Here is a 19,523-nt window from a genome sequence, read left to right as displayed (position 1 = left end):
CCGGTGCCTAGACCATGGGCCCTTTGGGGCGGCGGCATCCGGAAGCGTGCGTCCAAGGGAGCGTCACGTCCGCCCAGCGGGCGTTTTCGCGACCGAGCACGCGGAGGATGTCGGCACCCCACGGGACCCGCGAGGCTCAGCCCAGGTTCGCAACTCCCGGGTACAGCGGGTGTCCCTTCGCGAGGACATCGACGCGGTGACGCAACCCCGAAAGGTCCGCATCGGCGTCGGCCATGAGCGCTTCGGCGATGATGTCGGCAACTTCCCGGAACGCAGCTTCCCCGAATCCGCGCGTTGCCAGCGCCGGGGTTCCGATCCGCAGTCCGGAGGTGACCATGGGCGGGCGCGGGTCGAAGGGAACTGCGTTGCGGTTGACGGTGATGTCGATCGCGGCGAGGCGGTCTTCGGCCTGCTGGCCATCGAGCTCGCAGTTGCGCAGGTCCACCAACACCAAGTGCACATCGGTTCCACCGGACACCACGGAGATGCCCTTGGCGGCAACGTCGTCCTGGACCAGGCGCTCGGCGAGGATCCTGGAACCTGCCAGGACGCGTTCCTGGCGCTCACGGAACTCCTCCGAGGCAGCGATCTTGAACGCAACAGCCTTGCCGGCGATGACGTGCTCCAGCGGTCCGCCCTGCTGGCCCGGGAACACGGCAGAGTTGATCTTCTTGGCGATGTCGGCGTCGTTGGACAGGATGATTCCGCCGCGCGGACCGGCGAGGGTCTTGTGCGTGGTGGAGGTGGTGACGTGGGCGTGCGGAACGGGTGAGGGGTGCAGCCCCGCGGCCACCAGGCCAGCGAAGTGAGCCATGTCCACCATCAGGTACGCCCCGACGGAATCAGCGATCCGGCGGAATTCAGCGAAGTCCAGCTGCCGCGCATATGCGGACCAGCCAGCTACGATCAGTGCCGGTTTGTGCTCCTGCGCCAGCGCTTCAACTTCGGCCATGTCCACAGTGTGGGTGTCCTCGCGTACGCCGTAGGGGACCACGTTGTAGAGCTTGCCGGAGAAGTTGATGCGCATGCCGTGCGTCAGGTGGCCACCGTGGGCGAGGTTCAGGCCCATGATGGTGTCGCCCGGCTTGATGAGCGCGTGCATCACCGAAGCGTTGGCCTGCGCGCCGGAGTGCGGCTGGACGTTCGCGAACTCGGCGCCGAACAGGGACTTGATGCGGTCGATCGCGAGCTGCTCGATCACGTCGACGTGCTCGCAGCCACCGTAGTAACGCTTGCCAGGGTAGCCCTCGGCGTACTTGTTGGTCAGCACCGAGCCCTGGGCCTGCATCACGGCTACGGCCGTGTGGTTCTCGGAGGCGATCATTTCCAGGCCGTCACGCTGGCGACCCAGTTCGGCGTCGATCTTTACCGCAATCTCAGGGTCCAGCTCGGACAGCTGGGCATCCAACGACGCCGATACAACCTGCTGGTATTCAGTGACAGTTACAGGGTTCACAGTTCTCCACCGTTCGTTGCAGCGTATTCCTCGGCCGACATAAGCGGCCCTTCCTCGGTGGCGGCCACCTTGAACAGCCAACCTGCACCGTAGGGATCGTTGTTGATAAGGGCGGGGTCGGAAACAACGGCGTCGTTGATTTCGGTGACCTCGCCGGTGACGGGCGAGTACAGATCGGAGACCGACTTGGTGGACTCAACTTCGCCACAGGTTTCGCCTGCGGTCACAGTGGAACCGACCTCGGGCAGGTCAACGTAGACGATGTCGCCCAGTGCGTCCGCAGCGACGGCGGAGATCCCAATGCCTACCGGCCCGCCACCATCGGCGGCAACCCACTCGTGCTCAGCCGAGTATTTCAATTCAGAAACTACCTTGCTCATTCCGGTTCCTTCTCTCACTAACTGAAACTTTTCAAGATCACCCGCAGCAGGTTGACACATCAACCAGCGCTTAGGGGTTCAAACAGCGCCACCATCCACAACGGTTCGGGTCCGGCGACCGGCAGCATGCGTCCAAGGGAGCGTCGCGTCCGCCCAGCGGGCGCCCATGCGACCGAGCATGCAGAGGTCGGCGGTCCCGAAGATCGGGGCTACTTGTGACGCTTGTAAAAGGGCAGCTGCACGACTTCAAACGGCTCGGCCTTACCGCGCAGGTCGACGTCCACCACAGTGCCAACGACGGAATGTTCGACGTCGACATACGCCAAAGCGACCGGGTAACCGAGCGTCGGGCTGGGCTGCCCCGAGGTCACCTCACCGATCAGGGAACCGTCCTTGAGGACCGAGTAGTGCCCACGGGCGGCACGACGGCCTGCACCCTTGAGCCCCACGAGCTTCTGGCCGAGAGCGGATCCGACACCCGCAGCCTTGATCGCGGCGAGTGCTTCCTTGCCCACGAAATCACCCTCCTTGGCCAGGGAAACCACGGGTCCCAGTCCGGCGGCGTAGGGATTCAGATGGCGGGAGAGCTCGTTCCCGTACAGGGGCATTCCGGCTTCGAGGCGCAGGGAGTCGCGGGCGGCGAGCCCGGCCGGGATGAGACCCTGGCCTTCACCGGCTTCAAGGAGGGCTTCCCACAGTACGGCAGCGTCGACGTTCGGGACATATATCTCGAAGCCGTCTTCGCCGGTGTACCCGGTGCGTGCCAGCAGCAGGTCCTGCCCGTTGATCGAAACCTCAACGGCCGCGTAATACTTCAGCTCGGTGACCAGCGCGTGCTGCTCACCGGGGACCAGTTTCAGCAGGATGCCCTCGGCGTTGGGTCCCTGCACGGCAATCAGTGAAGTTTCGGCGGAGGCGTCCTCCACGGAAACGTCAAAACCGGCTGCACGTTCGCGAAGTGCCTGCGCGACGATCTTGGCGTTGCCCGCGTTGGGAACCACCAGGTACTGGTCCACGCCTTCTTCGGGCGAGGGGCGCCGGTACGTGATGAGGTCGTCGATGATGCCGCCGTCGGTGTCGCAGATGAGCGAATACTTGGCCTTCCCCACCGCGATCGCGGACAACTTGCCCACCAGCGCGTAGTCCAGGAACGCCGCAGCCTCCGGCCCGGTGACCCAGACTTCGCCCATGTGGGAGAGGTCGAACAGGCCAGCGGCGTTGCGGACTGCGTGGTGCTCGGCGAGCTCGGACTCGTATTTCAGCGGCATCTGCCAGCCACCGAAGTCGGTGAAGGAGGCGCCCGCCTTTTTGTGTTGCTCGTACAGAGCCGTGTAGTTCTCAGTCATGATCGGGATCCTTTAGTTCTCGAATGATTCGATCGGAGGGCAGGAGCACACCAGGTTGCGGTCGCCGGCTGCGCCGTCGATGCGGCCCACTGGCGGGAAGTACTTGTCCTGCTTGAGGTGGTGGACGGGGAAGGCGGCCTGCTCGCGCGGGTAGGAGCGGACCCAGTCGGAATTCACGACGGCGGCAGCGGTGTGCGGCGCGTTGCGCAGCGGCGACTCCTCGACAGTGAAATCACCGCTGGCCACCTGCTCGATCTCGGCACGGATGGTGATCATGGCTTCGATGAAACGGTCGATTTCGGTCAGGTCCTCGGACTCGGTCGGTTCCACCATCAGGGTCCCAGCAACCGGGAAGGCGAGAGTGGGAGCGTGGAAACCGAAGTCGATCAGGCGCTTGGCCACGTCTTCAGCAGTAACACCCGTGCGTGCCGTCAGCTCGCGGAGGTCCAGGATGCATTCGTGCGCAACCAGGCCGCCTTCACCGGTGTAGAGAACCGGGAAGTGCTCATCCAGCCGGGAAGCGATGTAGTTCGCGGCCAGCAGGGCCGACTTGGTGGCTTCAGTGAGGCCCTGCCCGCCCATGAGCTTCACGTAAGCCCAGGAGATCGGCAGCACACCCGCGGATCCGTATCGCGAAGCGGAAATCGCCACGCCATGACCCGGTTCGTGGGCGGCCTTGTTGGCATCGCCGGGCATGAACGGGGCCAAGTGGGCTTTCGCAGCAACGGGTCCAACACCGGGGCCGCCGCCACCGTGCGGGATGCAGAAGGTCTTGTGCAGGTTCAGGTGGGAGACGTCGCCGCCGAACTTGCCGGGCTGGGCAAGGCCAACCAGGGCATTGAGGTTCGCGCCATCGACGTACACCTGACCACCGGCCTGGTGAACGGCGTCGCACACCTCAACGACGTCGGCGTCGTAGACACCGTGCGTGGACGGGTAGGTGATCATGATGCAGGACAGGACGTCCTTGTTGGCTTCGATCTTGGCCGTAAGGTCCGCGTGGTCGATGGTCCCGTCAGCAGCCGTCGCCACCACAACCACCTTCATGCCGGCCAGCACTGCGGAGGCAGCGTTGGTGCCGTGCGCGGAAGCGGGAATCAGGCAGACAGTGCGCTGCTCGTCACCCCGGGAGAGGTGGTAGCCGCGGATCGCCAGCAAGCCCGCGAGTTCGCCCTGGGAACCAGCGTTCGGCTGAATGGAGACCTGATGGTAGCCAGTGATCTCCGTGAGGTCGGCTTCCAGGTCCTCGATGAGTTCGCGCCAGCCCGCCGTCTGGTGGTCCGGTGCGAAGGGGTGGATGGAGGCGAACTCCGGCCAGGAGATGGCTTCCATCTCAGCGGTCGCGTTCAGCTTCATGGTGCACGAACCCAGTGGGATCATGGTGCGGTCCAGAGCGAGGTCCCGGTCGGACAGCTTGCGGATATAGCGCAACAGCTGCGTCTCGGAACGGTGCGTGTTGAACACCGGGTGCTGCAGGAAATCGCTGGTCCGGACCACGTCCGAGGGCAGCTCGAAGCCCGCCGCGTCCTTCACCGGACCGGCACCGAAGGCGACGGCAACGGCGGAGAGGACCTCCGGCGTCGTGGTTTCATCAATCGAGACGCCCACGGTGTCGGCGTCGATGAACCGCAGGTTGATGCCGCGGGCTTCGGCGGCGGCGATGACTTTGTCAGCCTTGCCGGGGACGCGGACCGTGAGGGTGTCGAAGAAGGACTCGGTCACGAGTTCGCGGCCGGCCGCCTTCAGCGCCGTCGCCAGCGTTCGTGCATGGCCGTGAACGGTTTCGGCGATCGACTTCAGGCCTTCCGGGCCGTGGTAGACGGCGTACATCGAGGCCACGATGGCCAGCAATGCCTGGGCTGTACAGATGTTGGACGTGGCCTTTTCGCGGCGGATGTGCTGCTCGCGGGTCTGGAGGGCCAGGCGGTAGGCGGGGACGCCCGCGTTGTCCTTGGAGACGCCGACGATTCGACCCGGGAGCGTGCGCTCCATGCCGTCGCGGACGGCCATGTACGCGGCGTGCGGGCCGCCGAAGAACAGCGGGACACCGAAACGCTGCGCGGTTCCGACGGCGACATCGGCACCTTGCTCGCCCGGGGGCGTGATGAGGGTGAGCGCCAGCAGGTCGGCTGCGACAGTAACCAAGGCGCCACGTTCCTTGGCTTCGGCGATCACCGGGGCATGGTTGAAAACGCGGCCCGAAACGCCAGGCTGCTGCAGGACAATACCGTTGATGTCGCCGTCGGGCAGGCCGGCCGAGAGGTCCGCTATCTCGACCTCAAACCCCAGCGCCTCGGCGCGGCCCTTCACGATTGCGATGGTCTGCGGGAGGAGGTCTGCGTCCAGGACGGTCTTGCCGTCCTTCACAGTCTTGTTCGCCCTGCGCATGAGCAGCACTGCCTCGGCAACGGCGGTAGCTTCGTCCAGCAGCGAGGCGTTGGCCACGGGAAGTCCCGTGAGGTCCTGGACCATGGTCTGGAAGTTGAGCAGCGCTTCGAGGCGGCCCTGGGAAATTTCCGGCTGGTACGGGGTGTAGGCCGTGTACCAAGCCGGGGATTCGAGGATGTTGCGGCGGATGACGGGCGGGGTCACGGTGTCGTAGTAGCCCTGGCCGATCATCTGCACGGCGGTTCTGTTCTTGGAAGCCAGCTTGCGCAGCTCAGTGAGGACCTGCACCTCGGTGAGGGCGTCCTGCAACTTCAGCGCAGTGTCCTGGCGGATGGAATCTGGGACAGCAATGTCCACCATGCCGTCGACGGAGTCATAGCCGATGGCCTTGAGCATGGTGTCAACATCGGCCTGGCGGCGGGCGCCGATATGCCGGTCCGCGAACGCGGTGGGGGTTGATTGAACAGTCAAGAGGAACTCCATGATTCAGGCGCCTGCTGAGCGCCACGATGATGTGGGTTCCTCCCCGCTCTGTATTGGACCTGAGAGATTCCGCAGGAATGGTTGCCTGCTTGCACCGTCGGTGAGCCCGGTTTCCCGGACTGCTTTCCAGAGTTGCCTAACCGCGGCGGTACATGGGCCTGAGAGATTCCTGGGGAGGATTTGCTCCTACGGCGCCTGACTGGATGTACCGGCAGGACTCTCCCGCCGCAGATCAAAAGCGTTGCATCACGTGAGTGACACGCTTCACACCATAGCGGGTTGTTTTGAAAAAGCGCAAGCAAGCTGTGGCTACTGATGCATCGCTTCGTGGATCTGCAGTGCGAACCACAACTGCGCAACCGTGGACGTTTCGCCCATGTCCAGCCCCGTCAACTCACCGATTTTCCGGATCCGGTAGATGATGGTTTGCCGGTGCGCGAACAGCGCCGCAGCCGTCTTTTGCCAGGAACGTTGAGAATCCAAATATGTCCTCAGAGTCCGGGTCAGATCACCGTCCTGGCTCTGCTCATAGTCGAAAATCGGACCCAGCAGGCGCCGCACCAACGCCGCGTGCTCCAGGAATTCGAGCCCCGGGCGCACTGGGGGAAGATCCACTTCATGACCCGCAGCCGCCTGGAACGCCTCTACCCGGAACTGGACACTTTCCTCCAGGTCCGCCGCGAATTCGATCCCCGCGGAATGTTCCTGAACGACCACACCCGGTCCCTGTTCGGCTGAGCACATCACGGGGTAGGGGAGCAGGCGTGATGCACTCCCCTACCCCGTTACACCGGGTTGAAACATGGGGATGGTAGTTTGTTCACTGCTGAGGCAGACATCCCCACCCAAGCTGAGGACACTCCATGTTTAAGGGTTTCAAAGACTTCATCCTTCGCGGCAACGTGATCGAACTGGCCATCGCCGTGGTTATCGGCAGTGCTTTCACCGCCCTCGTCGGGGCCTTCACCAACCACATCATCAACCCGGTCATCGCCGCTGCCGGTGGCATGAACGCCGAGGGCCTGGGCTTCAAGATCTGGGAAAACAACCCCGCCACGTTCGTCGATTTCGGGGCCGTCCTGACCGCCCTGATCACCTTTGTGATCACGGCTGCCGTGGTCTACTTCATCTTCGTGGCGCCCATGAACAAGATCAACTCCCTGGTCAAGGACCGCCTCTCCACCGAGGAACCCGAGGAAGAGCCGCTCCCCGCCGATACGGCGCTCCTCGCCGAAATCCGTGACCTCCTCAAGGACGCAGCCGCGGCCCGCAACGCAGGTACCGCTTCCGCGCCCAACCCAGGGCCCGGCTCCGACCCCGTCCGTTAGGGCCAGCACAGCCTTTACAAGTAGCTCCGCCCAAAACCCGGCTCCCTCACACGAGGGGCCGGGTTTTTGCGTTGGGCTTGCGCGGATTTACAAAAATATATAGACCGGTCTATTATTTCCCTGTGGCTATCAAAGGAAACCTGACGAAGGCACGGCTTACAGAGTCCATGCTGCAGCTCATCCAGACCAGCGGCTACAGCGGCACAGGCCTGAACGCTGTGATCGAACATGCCGCCGCACCCAAGGGGTCTGTCTACTTCCATTTCCCCGGCGGGAAGGAGGACCTGGGAGTCGCAGCGGTCGACCTCGCCGCGACGCAATTCCAGGCCCTGATCGCGGAGGCGGCATCTTCCGCGGGCGGCCCGGCTGAAGCTGCCCGCGCCGCCATTGAGGCTTTGGCGACGATCGTCAGCGAGGGCAACTTCCAACTGGGCTGCCCTGTCTCCGTCGTCACCTTGGAGATGGGCGCTGAGAGCGAGCGGCTGCGGCAGGCATGTGCCACTGCCTTCGAGTCGTGGATCGTACCCACGTCGGCACTGCTCGAAGCAAGCGGCATTGACGCAAAGGAGGCGCGGTCCTTGGCGACGGTCATTGTGTCGACAATCGAGGGCGCGGTGATCGTCTCCCGCGCCATGCAGGACACCCAACCCCTGGCTTCGGCCGCTGATGTCGTGGCAGAGCTCATCAACCAGCGCCTCGAGACCACTGGGAGGACCCGATGACAACACCTAAAGGCCCCCGCCACGCCCTGGTCTTCGGGGCCTCGGGATTGGTTGGCAGGCATCTCGTCCTGGCCCTGGCCCAAGCTGGCGCGAACGTCACGGCGGCTGTACGGACCGCCGAGTCCGGCGCCCGTGTCGAGCGATGGGTGCGGGAGCACGGCCTGGCACGGAGCATCAACACGACGATCGTCGATTTCGAGTCCCCCGGGATCGTCACTGGAGGCCCCTCGGCATTCCCGGACATCACCGAGATCCACAACTGCGCCGGGACCTACCGGTTCGGAATGACCGCCCACGAGGCACGCAGCGCGAACGTCGGCATCGTCGAGAAGCTGATGGACTTCGCCACGGATCTCCCCAAACTGCAGCGCGTCGTCCATGTGTCGGGATACCGCGTCGGCGGACAGGACCCAACCACCATTCCATGGTCAGAGGATTACCGCGCTGCGGCCTACGAGGAACTTGGTGCCTACGAAGCCTCAAAGGTGGAATCCGACGCGATCTTCCAGGCCCTGGCCATGGAACGCAGAATCCCCTGGACAATCGTCAATCCGTCCAGCCTGATCGGCGACAGCCTGACCGGGGAATCCGACCAGCTCATCGGGCTGCCCACCACTATCGAACAGATCTGGGAAGGCAGCGTTGCGGCGTTGCCAGGAGACGAAACGACGTTCCTCCCGGTCGTTACGGTCGACTATCTTGCGGCTTTCATGACGGCTGCCGCGGTCGACTCGGCTGCTGCGGGCAAGGCCTATTGGATTCTCGACGACGCCACCCCGCCACTGGCGGACCTGCTCACGCATGTCGGCCGGCATCTTGGCGCGAAGGTCCCACGGCTAAGGCTGCCGGTTGGGGTCATCAGGCGGCTCCCCGAGCGGATCACCAAGGCAGATCCCGAGACGCTTACCTTCATGTCCTCCGACCGCTATCCAACGCAGTCAGCAATCGAGTTCGCCGACAAACACGGAATCCGGATGCCGGACGTGCTGCTGTCCTTGGAACGGTGGGCCGATTACCTGGCCGCGCGTCGGTTCGGGGCCATCATGGCCGAGGACCGTCGGCTTGTGGACGTCGGCGGCATACGGACATTCGAACTGGGCGTCGCCGGGTCCAACAGGCTGGTCCTTCCCGGCCTGCCGGTCAACGCAGACACGTGGGCTGGAGTGGCGGCTGATATCGGGGCGCGCGTCGTGGACCTCCCCGGCCTCGGACTCAGCGGAGGAGCGGGCGTTCAGGACTGGGAAGGGTGGCTGCCCGCCCTGCTGGAGGGGGAACCTGTCGACCTTATCGGCCATTCGATCGGGGCCGCTGCAGCAGTGCTCGCAGCAGACCGGGTGCCCGCGAAGGTCACGTCCCTTACGTTGATCGCGCCATTCTTCCTCCAGCCGGCGACACCCGCGTTGTCCAGGTTTCGGCCGCTGGTCAGCTCCTACCTGCGACGTGTCGGACCGGCAAGGTTGTCACAGCAACTGACCGGCACGGATGCGAGCACGGATGCCCTCCGATCCAGCGTGGCCGACCTCAAGCGAAGCAGTGCCACGAGGGTGGCCCAGCATCTCGCCCTGACGGGATCCAAGCAGTGGCGCAGCGAACTCCAGGGCGCCCTGGGGCGGTTCAGCGGCCAGGTCCGGATCATCACGGGAAGCGAGGACCCGCTCGCCGCCGATGCGGGCGGGCAGCTCAAGTCCCTTCCCAACGTCGAGCTGATTGTGGTGCCGGGCGCCGGGCACCACCCGCAGTTGACCCACGGCGACGCTCTCGCCAGCCTCCTCAAGAATCACTCGCGCGAGCAGGGCACCCGCAGCTACAGCTGCTAACGACGGTCGGCAACCTCTACGGCGCAAACATCACGGCGGAGGTGGAGGCCCGCACCGGAGTACCCGTTCTCGATTCCGTGGCGGTCACCCTCTGGCACGCCCTGAGGCTGGCCGGCGCGCCGCTGCTTGACCCCGCATGGGGCAGGTTGCTTGCCGGCTAGTCCTTGTCGATCCGGTCCAGCAACTTCCCCAGGGCATCGCGGATGTCATCGTAATCGTTCTGGCCGGCGCGGCTTTCAGCGGCGATGACACCGCAGCGGTGGATCTTTGTGAAGTCTCCGATGGGGAACTTGTAGTGGCCCTTTTGGTCATCCGGGTGTTCGTCGTCGACGCCGAGGAACCACTTGGAGTACTCGGCATGGCCATGCTTATCCAGGAACGCATTCTCGTCCTTGGTTGAGGGGGCATGCTCACTCCAGTCGTCCCGGGTGTCCTTAGCCACCTTGCCATCACGGATCAGGGCCTTGGCGTGCTCGAAGGCCTTCTTGTTGAGCTTCACGGTCATGTCGCAACCTCTCAGTTAAGGCTTTGGGCTGGTACGCCCCAGCTTAGGGCGCGGACGGACGGCCCGGAATACCCGACGGCGAGCGCACAGGGCGAGCCTCTGGGGTCAGTTCATGAGCTGGACCCAGAGGCCCGCGCCCCGCTCCTTCGTGACCATCCGGCGTCCGATCGCTCCCCGTTGGGTCAGCCACAGGACGCTGCCGTCAGCAGTGACGGCTTCCACCTGGCCCTGGTCAACGATCTCGTTCCCACGCCAGATCTGGACGGCCTGGCCCACCAGCAGTTTCCAGTTGGACACCCGCTTTCCCCGCGCTGTTTCGAGGCGTGATCCAAACAACGATTCGTTCCCACGGTCTTTCACTCGATGACTCCTAGCCTGGTGTACACAGTTCCTGTACATGACGTGTGCCATCAACGGCGCATAAATGACGCGGTTATGCTGTCCGCATTCATCAGAGTGCTTTTACGGCGCCCAACACCTTGGTCAGCGAGTCTTTCGCGTCCCCGAACAGCAACGTGGTCTGCGGTTCATAGAGCAACTCATTTTCGACGCCGGCGAACCCCGGCCTCATGGAGCGTTTCAGGAACACCACCTGCCGGGCGTCGGCCACTTCCAGGATTGGCATTCCGTAGATGGGCGAGCCCGACGTGGTCTTGGCCGCGGGGTTCACGACGTCGTTGGCACCCACCACCAATGCGACGTCCGTGGTTTTGAACTCAGAGTTGATGTCCGACATTTCCTTCAGCGACTCGTAGGGAACGTTAGCCTCGGCGAGGAGCACATTCATATGCCCGGGCATGCGTCCCGCAACAGGGTGGATGGCGAAGTCCACGTCAATCCCCCGGGCCTCCAAAGCCAAGGCAAGTTCCGCCGCGGTGTGCTGCCCCTGGGCGACGGCGAGTCCGTACCCCGGAACGATGATCACACGCTGCGCGTAGCCGAGCAGCACTGCGATGTCCTCCGCGCTCGAGGAGCGGACCGGCCGTTCGCTCACTGTCGTTGAACCAGCGGTGGAGCCACCTTTGAAGGCACCGAACATGATGCCGGCAACACTGCGCCCCATGGCCGATGCCATGGCGCGGGTAAGGATGGTGCCGGATGCTCCCACCAGTGTTCCGGCAACGACCAGGAGGACGTTCCCCAGCACCAGGCCCGACGCCGCGACCGCCAGGCCCGTGAAGGCATTCAGGAGCGAGATGACAATCGGCACGTCAGCGCCTCCCACCGGCAGCACCAGGAGGACGCCTGCCCCGAGCCCGAGGACCAGCAGCACCAAAGCCCAGCCGGGCGCGCCGCTGGCGATAACCACCACACCGGCAGCGACGGCGGCCAGGAGCACCACAGCCATGAGGACGGGCAGCCCGGGAAACGTCACGGGCCGTGTGGTCATGAGCCCTTGCAGCTTGGCGAAGGTGATCGCCGAACCCGCGAAGGACACAGCACCCACCAACAGGGTGAACACAATGGCCAAGCGAACCCAGGCATCCTCCGTATGCGGCAGTTCCAGCAGGGCAACCAGGGCCGCCGCACCACCGCCCACACCATTGAACAGGGCCACGAGTTGGGGCATCTGGGTCATCTGCACCCTGCGGGCCACCGGGGCGGCAACACCGGCACCCACCACTATCGCCCCCAGGATCCAGGGAATGTTGTCCAGCTTCACGGACAAGAACACCGCCACCACGGCCACAACGGCTCCGAACGCACCGATCAGGTTGCCGCGGCGCGCGCTCTTCGGCGAACTCAGCCCCTTTAGGGCAAGGATGAAGCAGGCGGCCGCTGCAAGATACAGCAGCGCAGTCCAAGTGGGGCTGAGGAGGGTCACCGATGCCCCTCCCTGCCCGTGGCTTGCCCGGCATCAGCGCTCGACGGCGGCCGCGGCCGTCCCCGGAACATCTCCAGCATGCGGTCGGTCACCACGAACCCACCCACCAGGTTGGCCGTGGCAAGGACGACAGCCAGCAGGCCGACCGCCAGGACCCACGGATCAGAAGCCTGCCCGGCGACGATGATGGCACCCACCAGGATGATGCCGTGAATGGCGTTGGCACCGGACATGAGGGGCGTGTGGAGGGTGCTGGAGACTTTGGAAACAACCTCGAAGCCCACAAAGACAGCCAGGACCGTAATCGTCAACAGGCTCATGCCGTCCATCAGGGTGCTCCTTCGGATCCGGGGGAAAGTGCTGCAAGTGCTTCCGCGGTGGGCGCGTGCCGGATGGCGCCGTCGTGCGTTAGGCACGCCCCCGCCACCACCTCGTCGGAGAAGTCGGGTGAAACCACGCCCTCGCTCGTCATGAGCGCCAAAAGGTTGGCCACGTTCTTGGCGTACAAGCGCGAGGCGTCCGCGGGCATGGCGGAGGCCGGGTCCTTGATTCCCACCAGGGTCACCGTGCCCTGGCCGTCGCCGGTGGGGACGGGGATATCCTGCCCCGGAATACTCCCTTCCACATTGCCTCCGGACTCTGCCGCCAGGTCAATCACCACCGACCCAGGCCGCATGCCCTGGACCATCTCGCGGCTCACCAGGAGCGGTGCCCGCCTTCCGGGAACAGCGGCGGTAGTAATCAGGACATCGGCCTGGGCAACGTGTGGAGCAAGGAGTGCCCGTTGCAGGGCTCCCCTGTCGGCGCTCAGTTCCCGGGCGTAGCCACCCGAGGCTTCCGCCGTTTCGAGGTCAAGCTTGATGAACGTTCCGCCCATGGACGCTACTTCGTCTGCCGACGCGGGCCGGATGTCATTTGCGGAGACGCGGGCGCCAAGCCTTTTTGCTGTTCCGATCGCCTGCAGTCCAGCCACGCCAGCTCCAAGGACCAGCACCCGGGCCGGCGGGATGGTTCCGGCCGCCGTCATGTAGAGCGGGAAGAACCGGGGCAAACGCATTGCTGCCTCGAGCACGCACCGGTACCCGGCCACAAGGGCCTGGGAAGTCAGTGCATCCATGGACTGGGCCCGCGAAATCCGGGGCACCAGCTCCAGCGCGAACGATGTGATGCCGCCAGCGGCGAGGGCCCGCACGGTTGGCAACTCCGACGACGGCGACCCCAGTCCCACGGTGACCGCGCCACGCTGGAGGGATCCCGCCGTCGTCGGGTCCATGGGGCGCACGTGGCAGTAGATGTCGAGTGTCCCAAGGTCCAGGGCCTGGACGACGGCCGCTCCGGCGGCCCGGTAGTCGTCGTCGCTGTGGCCGGAGGCAGCGCCGGCGCCTGACTCGATCTCAAGGTCGAGTCCAAGGCCCGCCAACTGCTTGACCGTTTCCGGCGTAGCGGCCACCCGCCGCTCACCGTCGAGCCTCTCGCGCCCAATCCCTGCTTTCAACGCCACCCCTCTCCGGAACTCGCCAGAAACCAGTTGGCATGAGTCTATGACCGCAAGGGTCCGGGCGGGAGTAGGGGGCTGCGCTATGTGCACAAGTCCACTAGGGTCGGTGGAAGCTGGTGGCAACCAGCCACCACACCGTCGACGAGCCGGTTCCGGCCGTGCCGTCGGGAAGGAACGCCGCTATGGACACGTTCAAAATCGGCTATTTCGTAGGAAGTCTTTCAAGTACCTCCATCAACCGGACCCTCTCCAAGGCGCTGATCAGCGTGGCGCCGCCGGAACTCGAGTTCCATGAGATCGAAATCAAGGACCTCCCCCTCTACAGCTCCGACTACGACGCCGACTTTCCGCCGGCCGGCAAGGCGTTGAAGGATGCCATCGCGGCCTCGGACGGCATCCTGTTCGTCTCGCCGGAGTACAACCGCTCCATTCCGGGCGCGCTGAAGAACGCCATCGACTGGGGCTCGCGCCCGTGGGGTACTAATTCCTTCGCCCGAAAGCCCACCGGAATCATCGGAGCGTCGCCGGGCGGTATCGGCACTGCGGTGATGCAGTCCTCGATGCGGAGCGTGCTGAGCTTCCTGGACGCGCCGCAGTTGAACGCACCGGAGGCGTACATCCGTTTTGTCGCGGACGCTTACGACGACGACGGTTCCGTTAAGGATGAAGGCACCGCAGGCCTCCTGCGGCACTACATGGAGGAGTACAGCGCGTTCGTGCAGCGCGTCCTTGCCGCCAACGCACCGGGCCACATCGGCGACCCGGAACCGGATGCCGACAAGTTGAACCGCTAGGACCGCGGGTTGGGTGTCGCCCGGATCTGAACGGGCGACACCCGGTACCCTCGGTCTGCGATTTAGTCAGTATGCTTACTACTACGAGGATTTAGGAACAGGCCTACCCCAGGAGAAGAAGATGCTTCGTAGAGTAGCTATGACCGCCTTGGCAGTGACCCTTTTCGTCGGCACCGCCGCCTCCACTGCCGGAGCCGCTGGCGCGGCCACAAGCCTTCAGGGCAGCGTTGCCGCAACCACACAGAGCCCATCGCCCGAGCCGAGCAACCCCTCCGGCCCTTCCACCGCAACCCCCACGGCGGAGCCAACATCCGACGCTCCAAACCCAGCGGGCACAGGCCCGGCCAACCCCGGCACCAGCGAAACCGGCCAGCAACAGCAAACCCGGACAGACGTCGTTCCGTGGGTCCTCGCTGGGGTAGCCGCCGTCATCATCATCGCGCTCATCATCTGGACGCTGCGGAACCGCCGCGGTCGGGACAAAGGCATCCAACACGACGACGGCCGGTAACCGGGCGGGGGCGCCTCACCTCAAGGAGCCAGGCGCCCCGTGACGGTCAGGTGACCCTAGCGGTCAGCTGGCCCGTCGCTCAGCTGGCCCGGCCGCTCAACTTGCCAATAAGGCTCGTCTCCAAGTGCTCCAGCAGGTGCTGCGGATTGTCATAGACTTCCGCGGCTCCTGCGTCCCGAAGTTCCGCTTCGCTGATTCCACCGCAGGTCAGGGCAACCACCGGCACTCCGATCGCAGCGCCGGCCTTCACGTCCCACACGGCGTCGCCAACAAAGACGGCGTCCTCCGGGTCCACGCCGAGCTTCTCCAGGCAGGCCACCAGGATGTCCGGGGCGGGCTTGCTTTCCTCGGCATCGTTGGAGCTGGTCCAGGCGTCGATGGAGGAGCCCGCGTCGAGGAGGTGGCGGCTTACGTCGAGGTCGCGTTGCTGCGCCGATGATGCCAATCCGACCGCAAGACCGGCGTCGGAGCATGCCGCCAGAAGGTCACGCGCGGAATCGAAGGGCCGGAGCGTCGGCCAGAACGTCGAGAACACGGCACCGTGGGCCGACTTCAAATCTTCCTGCATTTCGTCGGTGCAGTCCGGGACCAGGCTCTGGATCAGCTTGTCGCCTCCCATGCCTACGCGGCGGTGGATGGCCGACATTTCGATGTCCAGCCCTTCGCGCCTGAACGCCTGCCACCAGGCCATTGCATGGAAGTAGCTGGAATCGATCAGCGTACCGTCCACATCAAAGAGGACTGCGCGCTTCTTTTGGGACTTCACCTTAGTTGCCACAACCCACCACTTCCGACGCCGCGTGGGTACCTTGCGCAGCGAGTGCCGAATCAATGACAGGCTCTTCCAACATCAGTACCGCGTACCTCTCAGATGAGGCTTGCCGCAGCAGGCCAGTGCCGGCCACTTCCCGGATGGCCTCCACGCCTTCCACCGCCTCATCCATCGAAGAGAACCGCTTTGAGAGGCCCATGAGGACGTCACTGCCGTCCACCATCAGAATCCGATATCCCCCATCGGGCGTTTCAACCATCTCCAAGTGCCCGGCCACGCCAACCTCCTCGCCATCGATGAAATGCATAGTAAGACTACTTAGTATAGGCCACCTAAGAAATGTGGCGTAACGCGGGAAATACGCGCCTGCAACATCTTGTTGGCACCGACATGACAACAATTGGAATCATCGGTGCAGGACACATTGGCAGCCAGGTTGCACGCAAGGCCGTGGAACTGGGCTACGACGTCGTGATCAGCAACTCGCGGGGTCCCGAGACGCTGGGCGATCTGGTCGCGGAACTTGGGCCGAGGGCCCGGGCCGCCACGGCAGCCGAAGCAGCAGCGGCAGGCGATTTCGCCGTCGTGACCGTTCCCTTGAAGAACTACCGAAGCATCCCCACGGAGCCGCTTGAGGGCAAGGTCGTCATCGACACGAACAACTACTACTGGGAGCGCGACGGCCGTATCCCCGAGCTGGACAACGGCGAAGCAACCACATCAGGCCTTCTCCAGAAGCACCTCCCCACCTCCAAGGTAGCCAAGGGCTTCAACCACATCTTTGCCAAGGACATCACCACTGACGGCACCCCCGCAGGGACGCCGAACCGCCGCGCCCTGGCCACCGCCAGCGACTTCCCCGAAGCCGCAGAACTTGTCACCAGGCTCTACGACGAATTCGGCTTCGACACCGTCAACATCGGCCCGCTGGAAGACAGCTGGCGCGTCGAGCGCGACCGCCCCGCCTACGTCATACGGCAGAATGCGGACGAACTCCGCGACAACCTCGCCAAGGCAACCCGCACCGTCTAAATCCGGTTTACGCACGACGGCGGGCAAGCAGCTGATGCTTGCCCGCCGCCTTTTGTCATGGGTGCTTTTGGTTCCGGCAATTGGCCCCCTGGAGGCCGAAAAAAGGACGGCGAAACGGTGTCACGAATCGGCGGCGGCGCGCACATTATGGGTGGCTGCCTCTCCGTCAGGCCCGGCGCATGGGCTTACGGGGAGGCAGCTTCGCCCTAAAAGCCCCTACGCGAGGAGTCCCATGTCCACACGAATCTCGAGCTGGCCTGCAGCAACCCCCATGTGGGTGGACCTCGGCGCAGAGGATCCCAAAGCGGCGAAATCCTTCTATTCTGGCCTGTTCGGCTGGGATTTCATCTCCGGTGACCAGGACGCGGGCGGCTATGTCCTGGCCTGTGTTGGCGGGCGTGCCGTGGCAGGACTGGGCCCCAAGCAGGATCCGTCCATGCCCACCACGTGGACAACGTTCCTCGCATCGGATGATGTTGACGTCACCGCGAAGAAGATCAGTGCCGCGGGTGGACAGCTGATTGCGCAGCCGTTCGACGTCATGGACTCCGGCCGCATGGCCTTGGCCGTAGACAGCGCCGGCGCAGTGTTCGGAGTCTGGCAGGCAGGCAACCACATCGGCGCGGAGCGGGTCAACGAGCACGGCGCGCTGTGCTGGAACGAGCTCCATACCCGCGACTACGCAGCGGCCCGCGCCTTCTACTCCGGAGTCTTCGACGTCAGCTACCAGGACGTCACGGAGGATGGCTTGGTCTACTCCACTATTCGCAGGCCGCTGGATGGCCGCGAAGTAGCAGGGGTCCACCATGACACCGGGCTCTCCGGGACCACACCCAACCATTGGATGACCTGGTTCGCCAGCGACTTTGTGGAGGGCTCTGCCACCCGGGCTGTGGAACTGGGTGCGACACTCCTGGAACCGGTCACGGACAGCCCGCTGGGACGCATGGCCGTGGTGCGGGGTCCACAGGGAGAGGTGTTCGGCCTCATCGACGCACCGCGAACCAGCGAATAGTCAGGCCGCTGCCGGGTCCAGCGCTTCGGCGATGATCTCGTGCGCGTGGGCGGCAGCCAAGGGCGCGGCCAGGCGATGCACGGCCTGGAAGGTCCTGCGGACGGCCGGGCCGTGCCATTCGGGCGGCAGGTAGTCCGTCGGCAGGTTCGGGTCCCGGTACGGAAACCGGCGCCACATGGTCAGCATGGGGATGTAGTAGCGGAACGCGTCACGCCGCAACTCCTCTGTGGAGTGGGCCAGGGCAACGTTCGGGTCCTCGCCCACGCGCTCAATCCATTGCTGCTCCGCGTCCCCATAGAGTCCAAGGAACTCGGTGAACTGTTCATCGAGTTCCTTGAGGTCCCACCACTCCGAGATTTTGGGACGCATGGGTCCGTCAAAGACGTAATCGCTCCGGAACAGGTCCACAAACTCGATCAAACCACTGGCAGTGAGACGCTCCTTGGCCTGCTCGAGCTTGTGGGCCGGCGCAATCCACACGCCGTTGGCTACGGAGCCGAAGCCCAGGCCAGACAATGCTGAACGCAGTTGATGCCGCCGGTTCCGCATGGACTCGGGCACGGAGAACACAGCCAGCACCCAGGTATCCACGGGCGCAGGCTGCTCGGGGGCAAAGATCCGGCGGTCACCTTCGCGGAACACGTCGCTGACCGACTCCGAGATTTTGTATTTGGCAATCCCGCCTTCGCGAACGCTCTTCAGCACGCCTTTTGCCTTGAGCCTGGAGACAGAGGACCTCACGCCCGGAGCGTCGTAACCGAGTGAGCCCAACATGGAAATCAGTGCGGACACCGGCAGGGCATCACCCGCGTTCCGACCATAGAGCCCGAAAATCGTAACGAGCAGCTGTTGGTGGCGCACCGGGGGTGCCGGGACGGCGAACATCGGAAGGATCCTCATTTCCGCGCCCCGCATTGGGCGCCAGTCCAGTTCATCATAGGTCCGCGCCGCACCCCACCCGAGACTAGCCGAGCCATACTAAGCATGCTTACTATGGACGGACGCTGTTCCAGGGCTGTTACTGCCCCGGAGAGATCTTTCCGTTCAAACGATAGGAAGCACATCATGGCAGGAAACCTGGTAGCACGCTCCATTCACGACCTTACGGCCGCGGCCTGGTTTGGCGGCTCATTGATGGGGGCCATTGGGCTGAATGGGGCCGCTGCGGAAGCCAAAGATCCGACGGAGCGTACCCGGTTGTCGAGCAAGGGTTGGGGCAAGTGGGCTCCTGTGCAGACGGCAGCCTTCGCCGGGCACCTCGCCTCAGACCTGGCAATCGCTTGGGAGAACAAGGGCAGGATCGCGAAGCAGGACAGCGTCGCCGCCAACACTATCTACAAGACCGTGGTGACATTGGCCGGAGCTGCCGTCACCCTCTACGCGGGCGTTGTTGGCAAGAAGGTCGATGAGCTCTCCGAAGAGGGCGCAGAAGGAGCCACCGAGCCCCGCGCAGGCGCTTCCGATGAACTCAAGTCAGCCCAGACCCAGCTGAAGGCACTGCAGTGGGCCATCCCCGCATTCGCGGCCTGGGTGATCATCCTTGGTGCCAAGCATGGTGAGATGCAGCGGCCCAAGAACATCCTGAAGGGTCTCCGCTAAGGGCTCCCAAATCCCACGCCGAGATGGCACTAAATGACAATCCCAGGCCCTG

Annotated in this window: 22 protein-coding genes and 1 riboswitch; of the genes, 9 read left to right on the top strand and 13 right to left on the bottom strand. The window is 64.3% G+C overall.

Going from position 1 to position 19,523, the window contains the following annotated elements; genetic code table 11:
• Positions 1-136: 136 nt before the first annotated feature.
• The 5 genes from glyA to ACNQOP_RS07185 form a co-directional block, all read right to left on the bottom strand.
• Positions 137-1,456: a serine hydroxymethyltransferase gene (gene glyA / locus ACNQOP_RS07205; RefSeq protein ID WP_416403807.1), complete on the bottom strand. Its 1,320-nt coding sequence runs from the start codon at positions 1,454-1,456 to the stop codon at positions 137-139.
• Positions 1,453-1,836 carry a glycine cleavage system protein GcvH gene (gene gcvH / locus ACNQOP_RS07200; protein ID WP_284987454.1) on the bottom strand — a complete coding sequence of 128 codons (384 nt, stop codon included), beginning with the start codon at positions 1,834-1,836 and terminating at the stop codon, positions 1,453-1,455. Before gcvH ends, glyA begins: the two co-directional genes overlap by 4 nt.
• Positions 1,837-2,045: 209 nt before the next feature.
• A complete protein-coding gene (gene gcvT / locus ACNQOP_RS07195) occupies positions 2,046-3,182 on the bottom strand; it encodes a glycine cleavage system aminomethyltransferase GcvT (RefSeq protein WP_416403806.1) in 1,137 nt (378 codons plus the stop codon).
• 12 nt (positions 3,183-3,194) lie between these two features.
• The gene (gcvP, locus tag ACNQOP_RS07190) at positions 3,195-6,041 is read right to left on the bottom strand and encodes an aminomethyl-transferring glycine dehydrogenase (RefSeq protein WP_416403805.1); all 2,847 of its coding nucleotides are present in this window, start codon (positions 6,039-6,041) and stop codon (positions 3,195-3,197) included.
• Between the two features lie 148 nt (positions 6,042-6,189).
• A riboswitch (glycine riboswitch) is annotated at positions 6,190-6,288 on the bottom strand.
• Positions 6,289-6,362: 74 nt separating this feature from the next.
• A complete protein-coding gene (locus ACNQOP_RS07185; protein WP_416403804.1) occupies positions 6,363-6,668 on the bottom strand; it encodes a helix-turn-helix domain-containing protein in 306 nt (101 codons plus the stop codon).
• A 3-nt stretch (positions 6,669-6,671) separates the two neighbouring features.
• Between ACNQOP_RS07185 and ACNQOP_RS07180 the strand changes: the two genes are divergently transcribed.
• The 4 genes from ACNQOP_RS07180 (at position 6,672) to ACNQOP_RS07165 (ending at position 9,920) form a co-directional block, all read left to right on the top strand.
• The gene (locus ACNQOP_RS07180; RefSeq protein WP_235518459.1) at positions 6,672-6,791 is read left to right on the top strand and encodes a D-arabinono-1,4-lactone oxidase; all 120 of its coding nucleotides are present in this window, start codon (positions 6,672-6,674) and stop codon (positions 6,789-6,791) included.
• 125 nt (positions 6,792-6,916) lie between these two features.
• Entirely contained in the window at positions 6,917-7,381 is a 465-nt protein-coding gene (gene mscL, locus ACNQOP_RS07175) for a large conductance mechanosensitive channel protein MscL (protein ID WP_416403803.1), read from the top strand.
• 122 nt (positions 7,382-7,503) lie between these two features.
• Positions 7,504-8,103: a TetR/AcrR family transcriptional regulator gene (locus tag ACNQOP_RS07170; protein WP_416403802.1), complete on the top strand. Its 600-nt coding sequence runs from the start codon at positions 7,504-7,506 to the stop codon at positions 8,101-8,103.
• Complete coding sequence (locus ACNQOP_RS07165; protein ID WP_416403801.1) at positions 8,100-9,920, top strand: alpha/beta fold hydrolase; 1,821 nt, start codon at positions 8,100-8,102, stop codon at positions 9,918-9,920. The genes ACNQOP_RS07170 and ACNQOP_RS07165 overlap by 4 nt, the downstream gene beginning before the upstream one ends.
• 157 nt (positions 9,921-10,077) lie before the next feature.
• Here the strand turns inward: ACNQOP_RS07165 and ACNQOP_RS07160 are convergent, their stop codons facing one another.
• The 5 genes from ACNQOP_RS07160 to ACNQOP_RS07140 all read right to left on the bottom strand — a co-directional run bounded on the left by ACNQOP_RS07160 (position 10,078) and on the right by ACNQOP_RS07140 (position 13,745).
• On the bottom strand, positions 10,078-10,425 hold the full coding sequence (locus ACNQOP_RS07160; RefSeq protein WP_235518452.1) for a hypothetical protein: 348 nt from the start codon (positions 10,423-10,425) through the stop codon (positions 10,078-10,080).
• 105 nt (positions 10,426-10,530) lie between these two features.
• Entirely contained in the window at positions 10,531-10,785 is a 255-nt protein-coding gene (locus ACNQOP_RS07155) for a hypothetical protein (RefSeq protein WP_235518444.1), read from the bottom strand.
• A gap of 91 nt (positions 10,786-10,876) precedes the next feature.
• Entirely contained in the window at positions 10,877-12,250 is a 1,374-nt protein-coding gene (locus ACNQOP_RS07150; protein WP_416403800.1) for an NAD(P)(+) transhydrogenase (Re/Si-specific) subunit beta, read from the bottom strand.
• On the bottom strand, positions 12,247-12,579 hold the full coding sequence (locus tag ACNQOP_RS07145; protein ID WP_416403799.1) for an NAD(P) transhydrogenase subunit alpha: 333 nt from the start codon (positions 12,577-12,579) through the stop codon (positions 12,247-12,249). The genes ACNQOP_RS07150 and ACNQOP_RS07145 overlap by 4 nt, the downstream gene beginning before the upstream one ends.
• The gene (locus ACNQOP_RS07140) at positions 12,579-13,745 is read right to left on the bottom strand and encodes an NAD(P) transhydrogenase subunit alpha (RefSeq protein WP_416403798.1); all 1,167 of its coding nucleotides are present in this window, start codon (positions 13,743-13,745) and stop codon (positions 12,579-12,581) included. The genes ACNQOP_RS07145 and ACNQOP_RS07140 overlap by 1 nt, the downstream gene beginning before the upstream one ends.
• A 185-nt stretch (positions 13,746-13,930) precedes the next feature.
• Here ACNQOP_RS07140 and ACNQOP_RS07135 point away from each other — a divergent pair, with 185 nt between their 5' ends.
• Both ACNQOP_RS07135 and ACNQOP_RS07130 read left to right on the top strand, forming a co-directional pair.
• A complete protein-coding gene (locus ACNQOP_RS07135) occupies positions 13,931-14,542 on the top strand; it encodes an NADPH-dependent FMN reductase (RefSeq protein WP_416403797.1) in 612 nt (203 codons plus the stop codon).
• A gap of 121 nt (positions 14,543-14,663) precedes the next feature.
• Positions 14,664-15,053: a hypothetical protein gene (locus tag ACNQOP_RS07130; protein WP_235518435.1), complete on the top strand. Its 390-nt coding sequence runs from the start codon at positions 14,664-14,666 to the stop codon at positions 15,051-15,053.
• A 79-nt stretch (positions 15,054-15,132) separates the two neighbouring features.
• Here the strand turns inward: ACNQOP_RS07130 and ACNQOP_RS07125 are convergent, their stop codons facing one another.
• The gene (locus ACNQOP_RS07125; protein WP_416403796.1) at positions 15,133-15,831 is read right to left on the bottom strand and encodes an HAD family hydrolase; all 699 of its coding nucleotides are present in this window, start codon (positions 15,829-15,831) and stop codon (positions 15,133-15,135) included.
• Positions 15,821-16,132: a hypothetical protein gene (locus tag ACNQOP_RS07120; RefSeq protein WP_416403795.1), complete on the bottom strand. Its 312-nt coding sequence runs from the start codon at positions 16,130-16,132 to the stop codon at positions 15,821-15,823. Before ACNQOP_RS07120 ends, ACNQOP_RS07125 begins: the two co-directional genes overlap by 11 nt.
• Positions 16,133-16,215: 83 nt before the next feature.
• On the opposite strand from ACNQOP_RS07120, the gene ACNQOP_RS07115 reads away from it, so the two are divergent.
• Together ACNQOP_RS07115 and ACNQOP_RS07110 are read left to right on the top strand one after the other, a co-directional pair.
• A complete protein-coding gene (locus tag ACNQOP_RS07115) occupies positions 16,216-16,857 on the top strand; it encodes an NADPH-dependent F420 reductase (RefSeq protein ID WP_416403794.1) in 642 nt (213 codons plus the stop codon).
• 232 nt (positions 16,858-17,089) lie between these two features.
• Positions 17,090-17,872, top strand: a complete 783-nt coding sequence (locus tag ACNQOP_RS07110; RefSeq protein WP_416403793.1) for a VOC family protein — start codon at positions 17,090-17,092, stop codon at positions 17,870-17,872.
• Here ACNQOP_RS07110 and ACNQOP_RS07105 read toward each other — a convergent pair whose 3' ends face one another.
• Complete coding sequence (locus ACNQOP_RS07105) at positions 17,873-18,772, bottom strand: PaaX family transcriptional regulator C-terminal domain-containing protein (protein WP_349469321.1); 900 nt, start codon at positions 18,770-18,772, stop codon at positions 17,873-17,875.
• Between the two features lie 165 nt (positions 18,773-18,937).
• Here ACNQOP_RS07105 and ACNQOP_RS07100 point away from each other — a divergent pair, with 165 nt between their 5' ends.
• A complete protein-coding gene (locus tag ACNQOP_RS07100) occupies positions 18,938-19,471 on the top strand; it encodes a hypothetical protein (RefSeq protein WP_257369770.1) in 534 nt (177 codons plus the stop codon).
• Positions 19,472-19,523: the final 52 nt, after the last annotated feature.

It is taken from the genome of Arthrobacter sp. LFS091 (assembly GCF_047977885.1).
In the GTDB taxonomy this organism is placed as follows: domain Bacteria; phylum Actinomycetota; class Actinomycetes; order Actinomycetales; family Micrococcaceae; genus Arthrobacter.
Note: the sequence above shows the minus strand (reverse complement) of the source record. Positions and strands in the feature narration are given on the sequence as shown.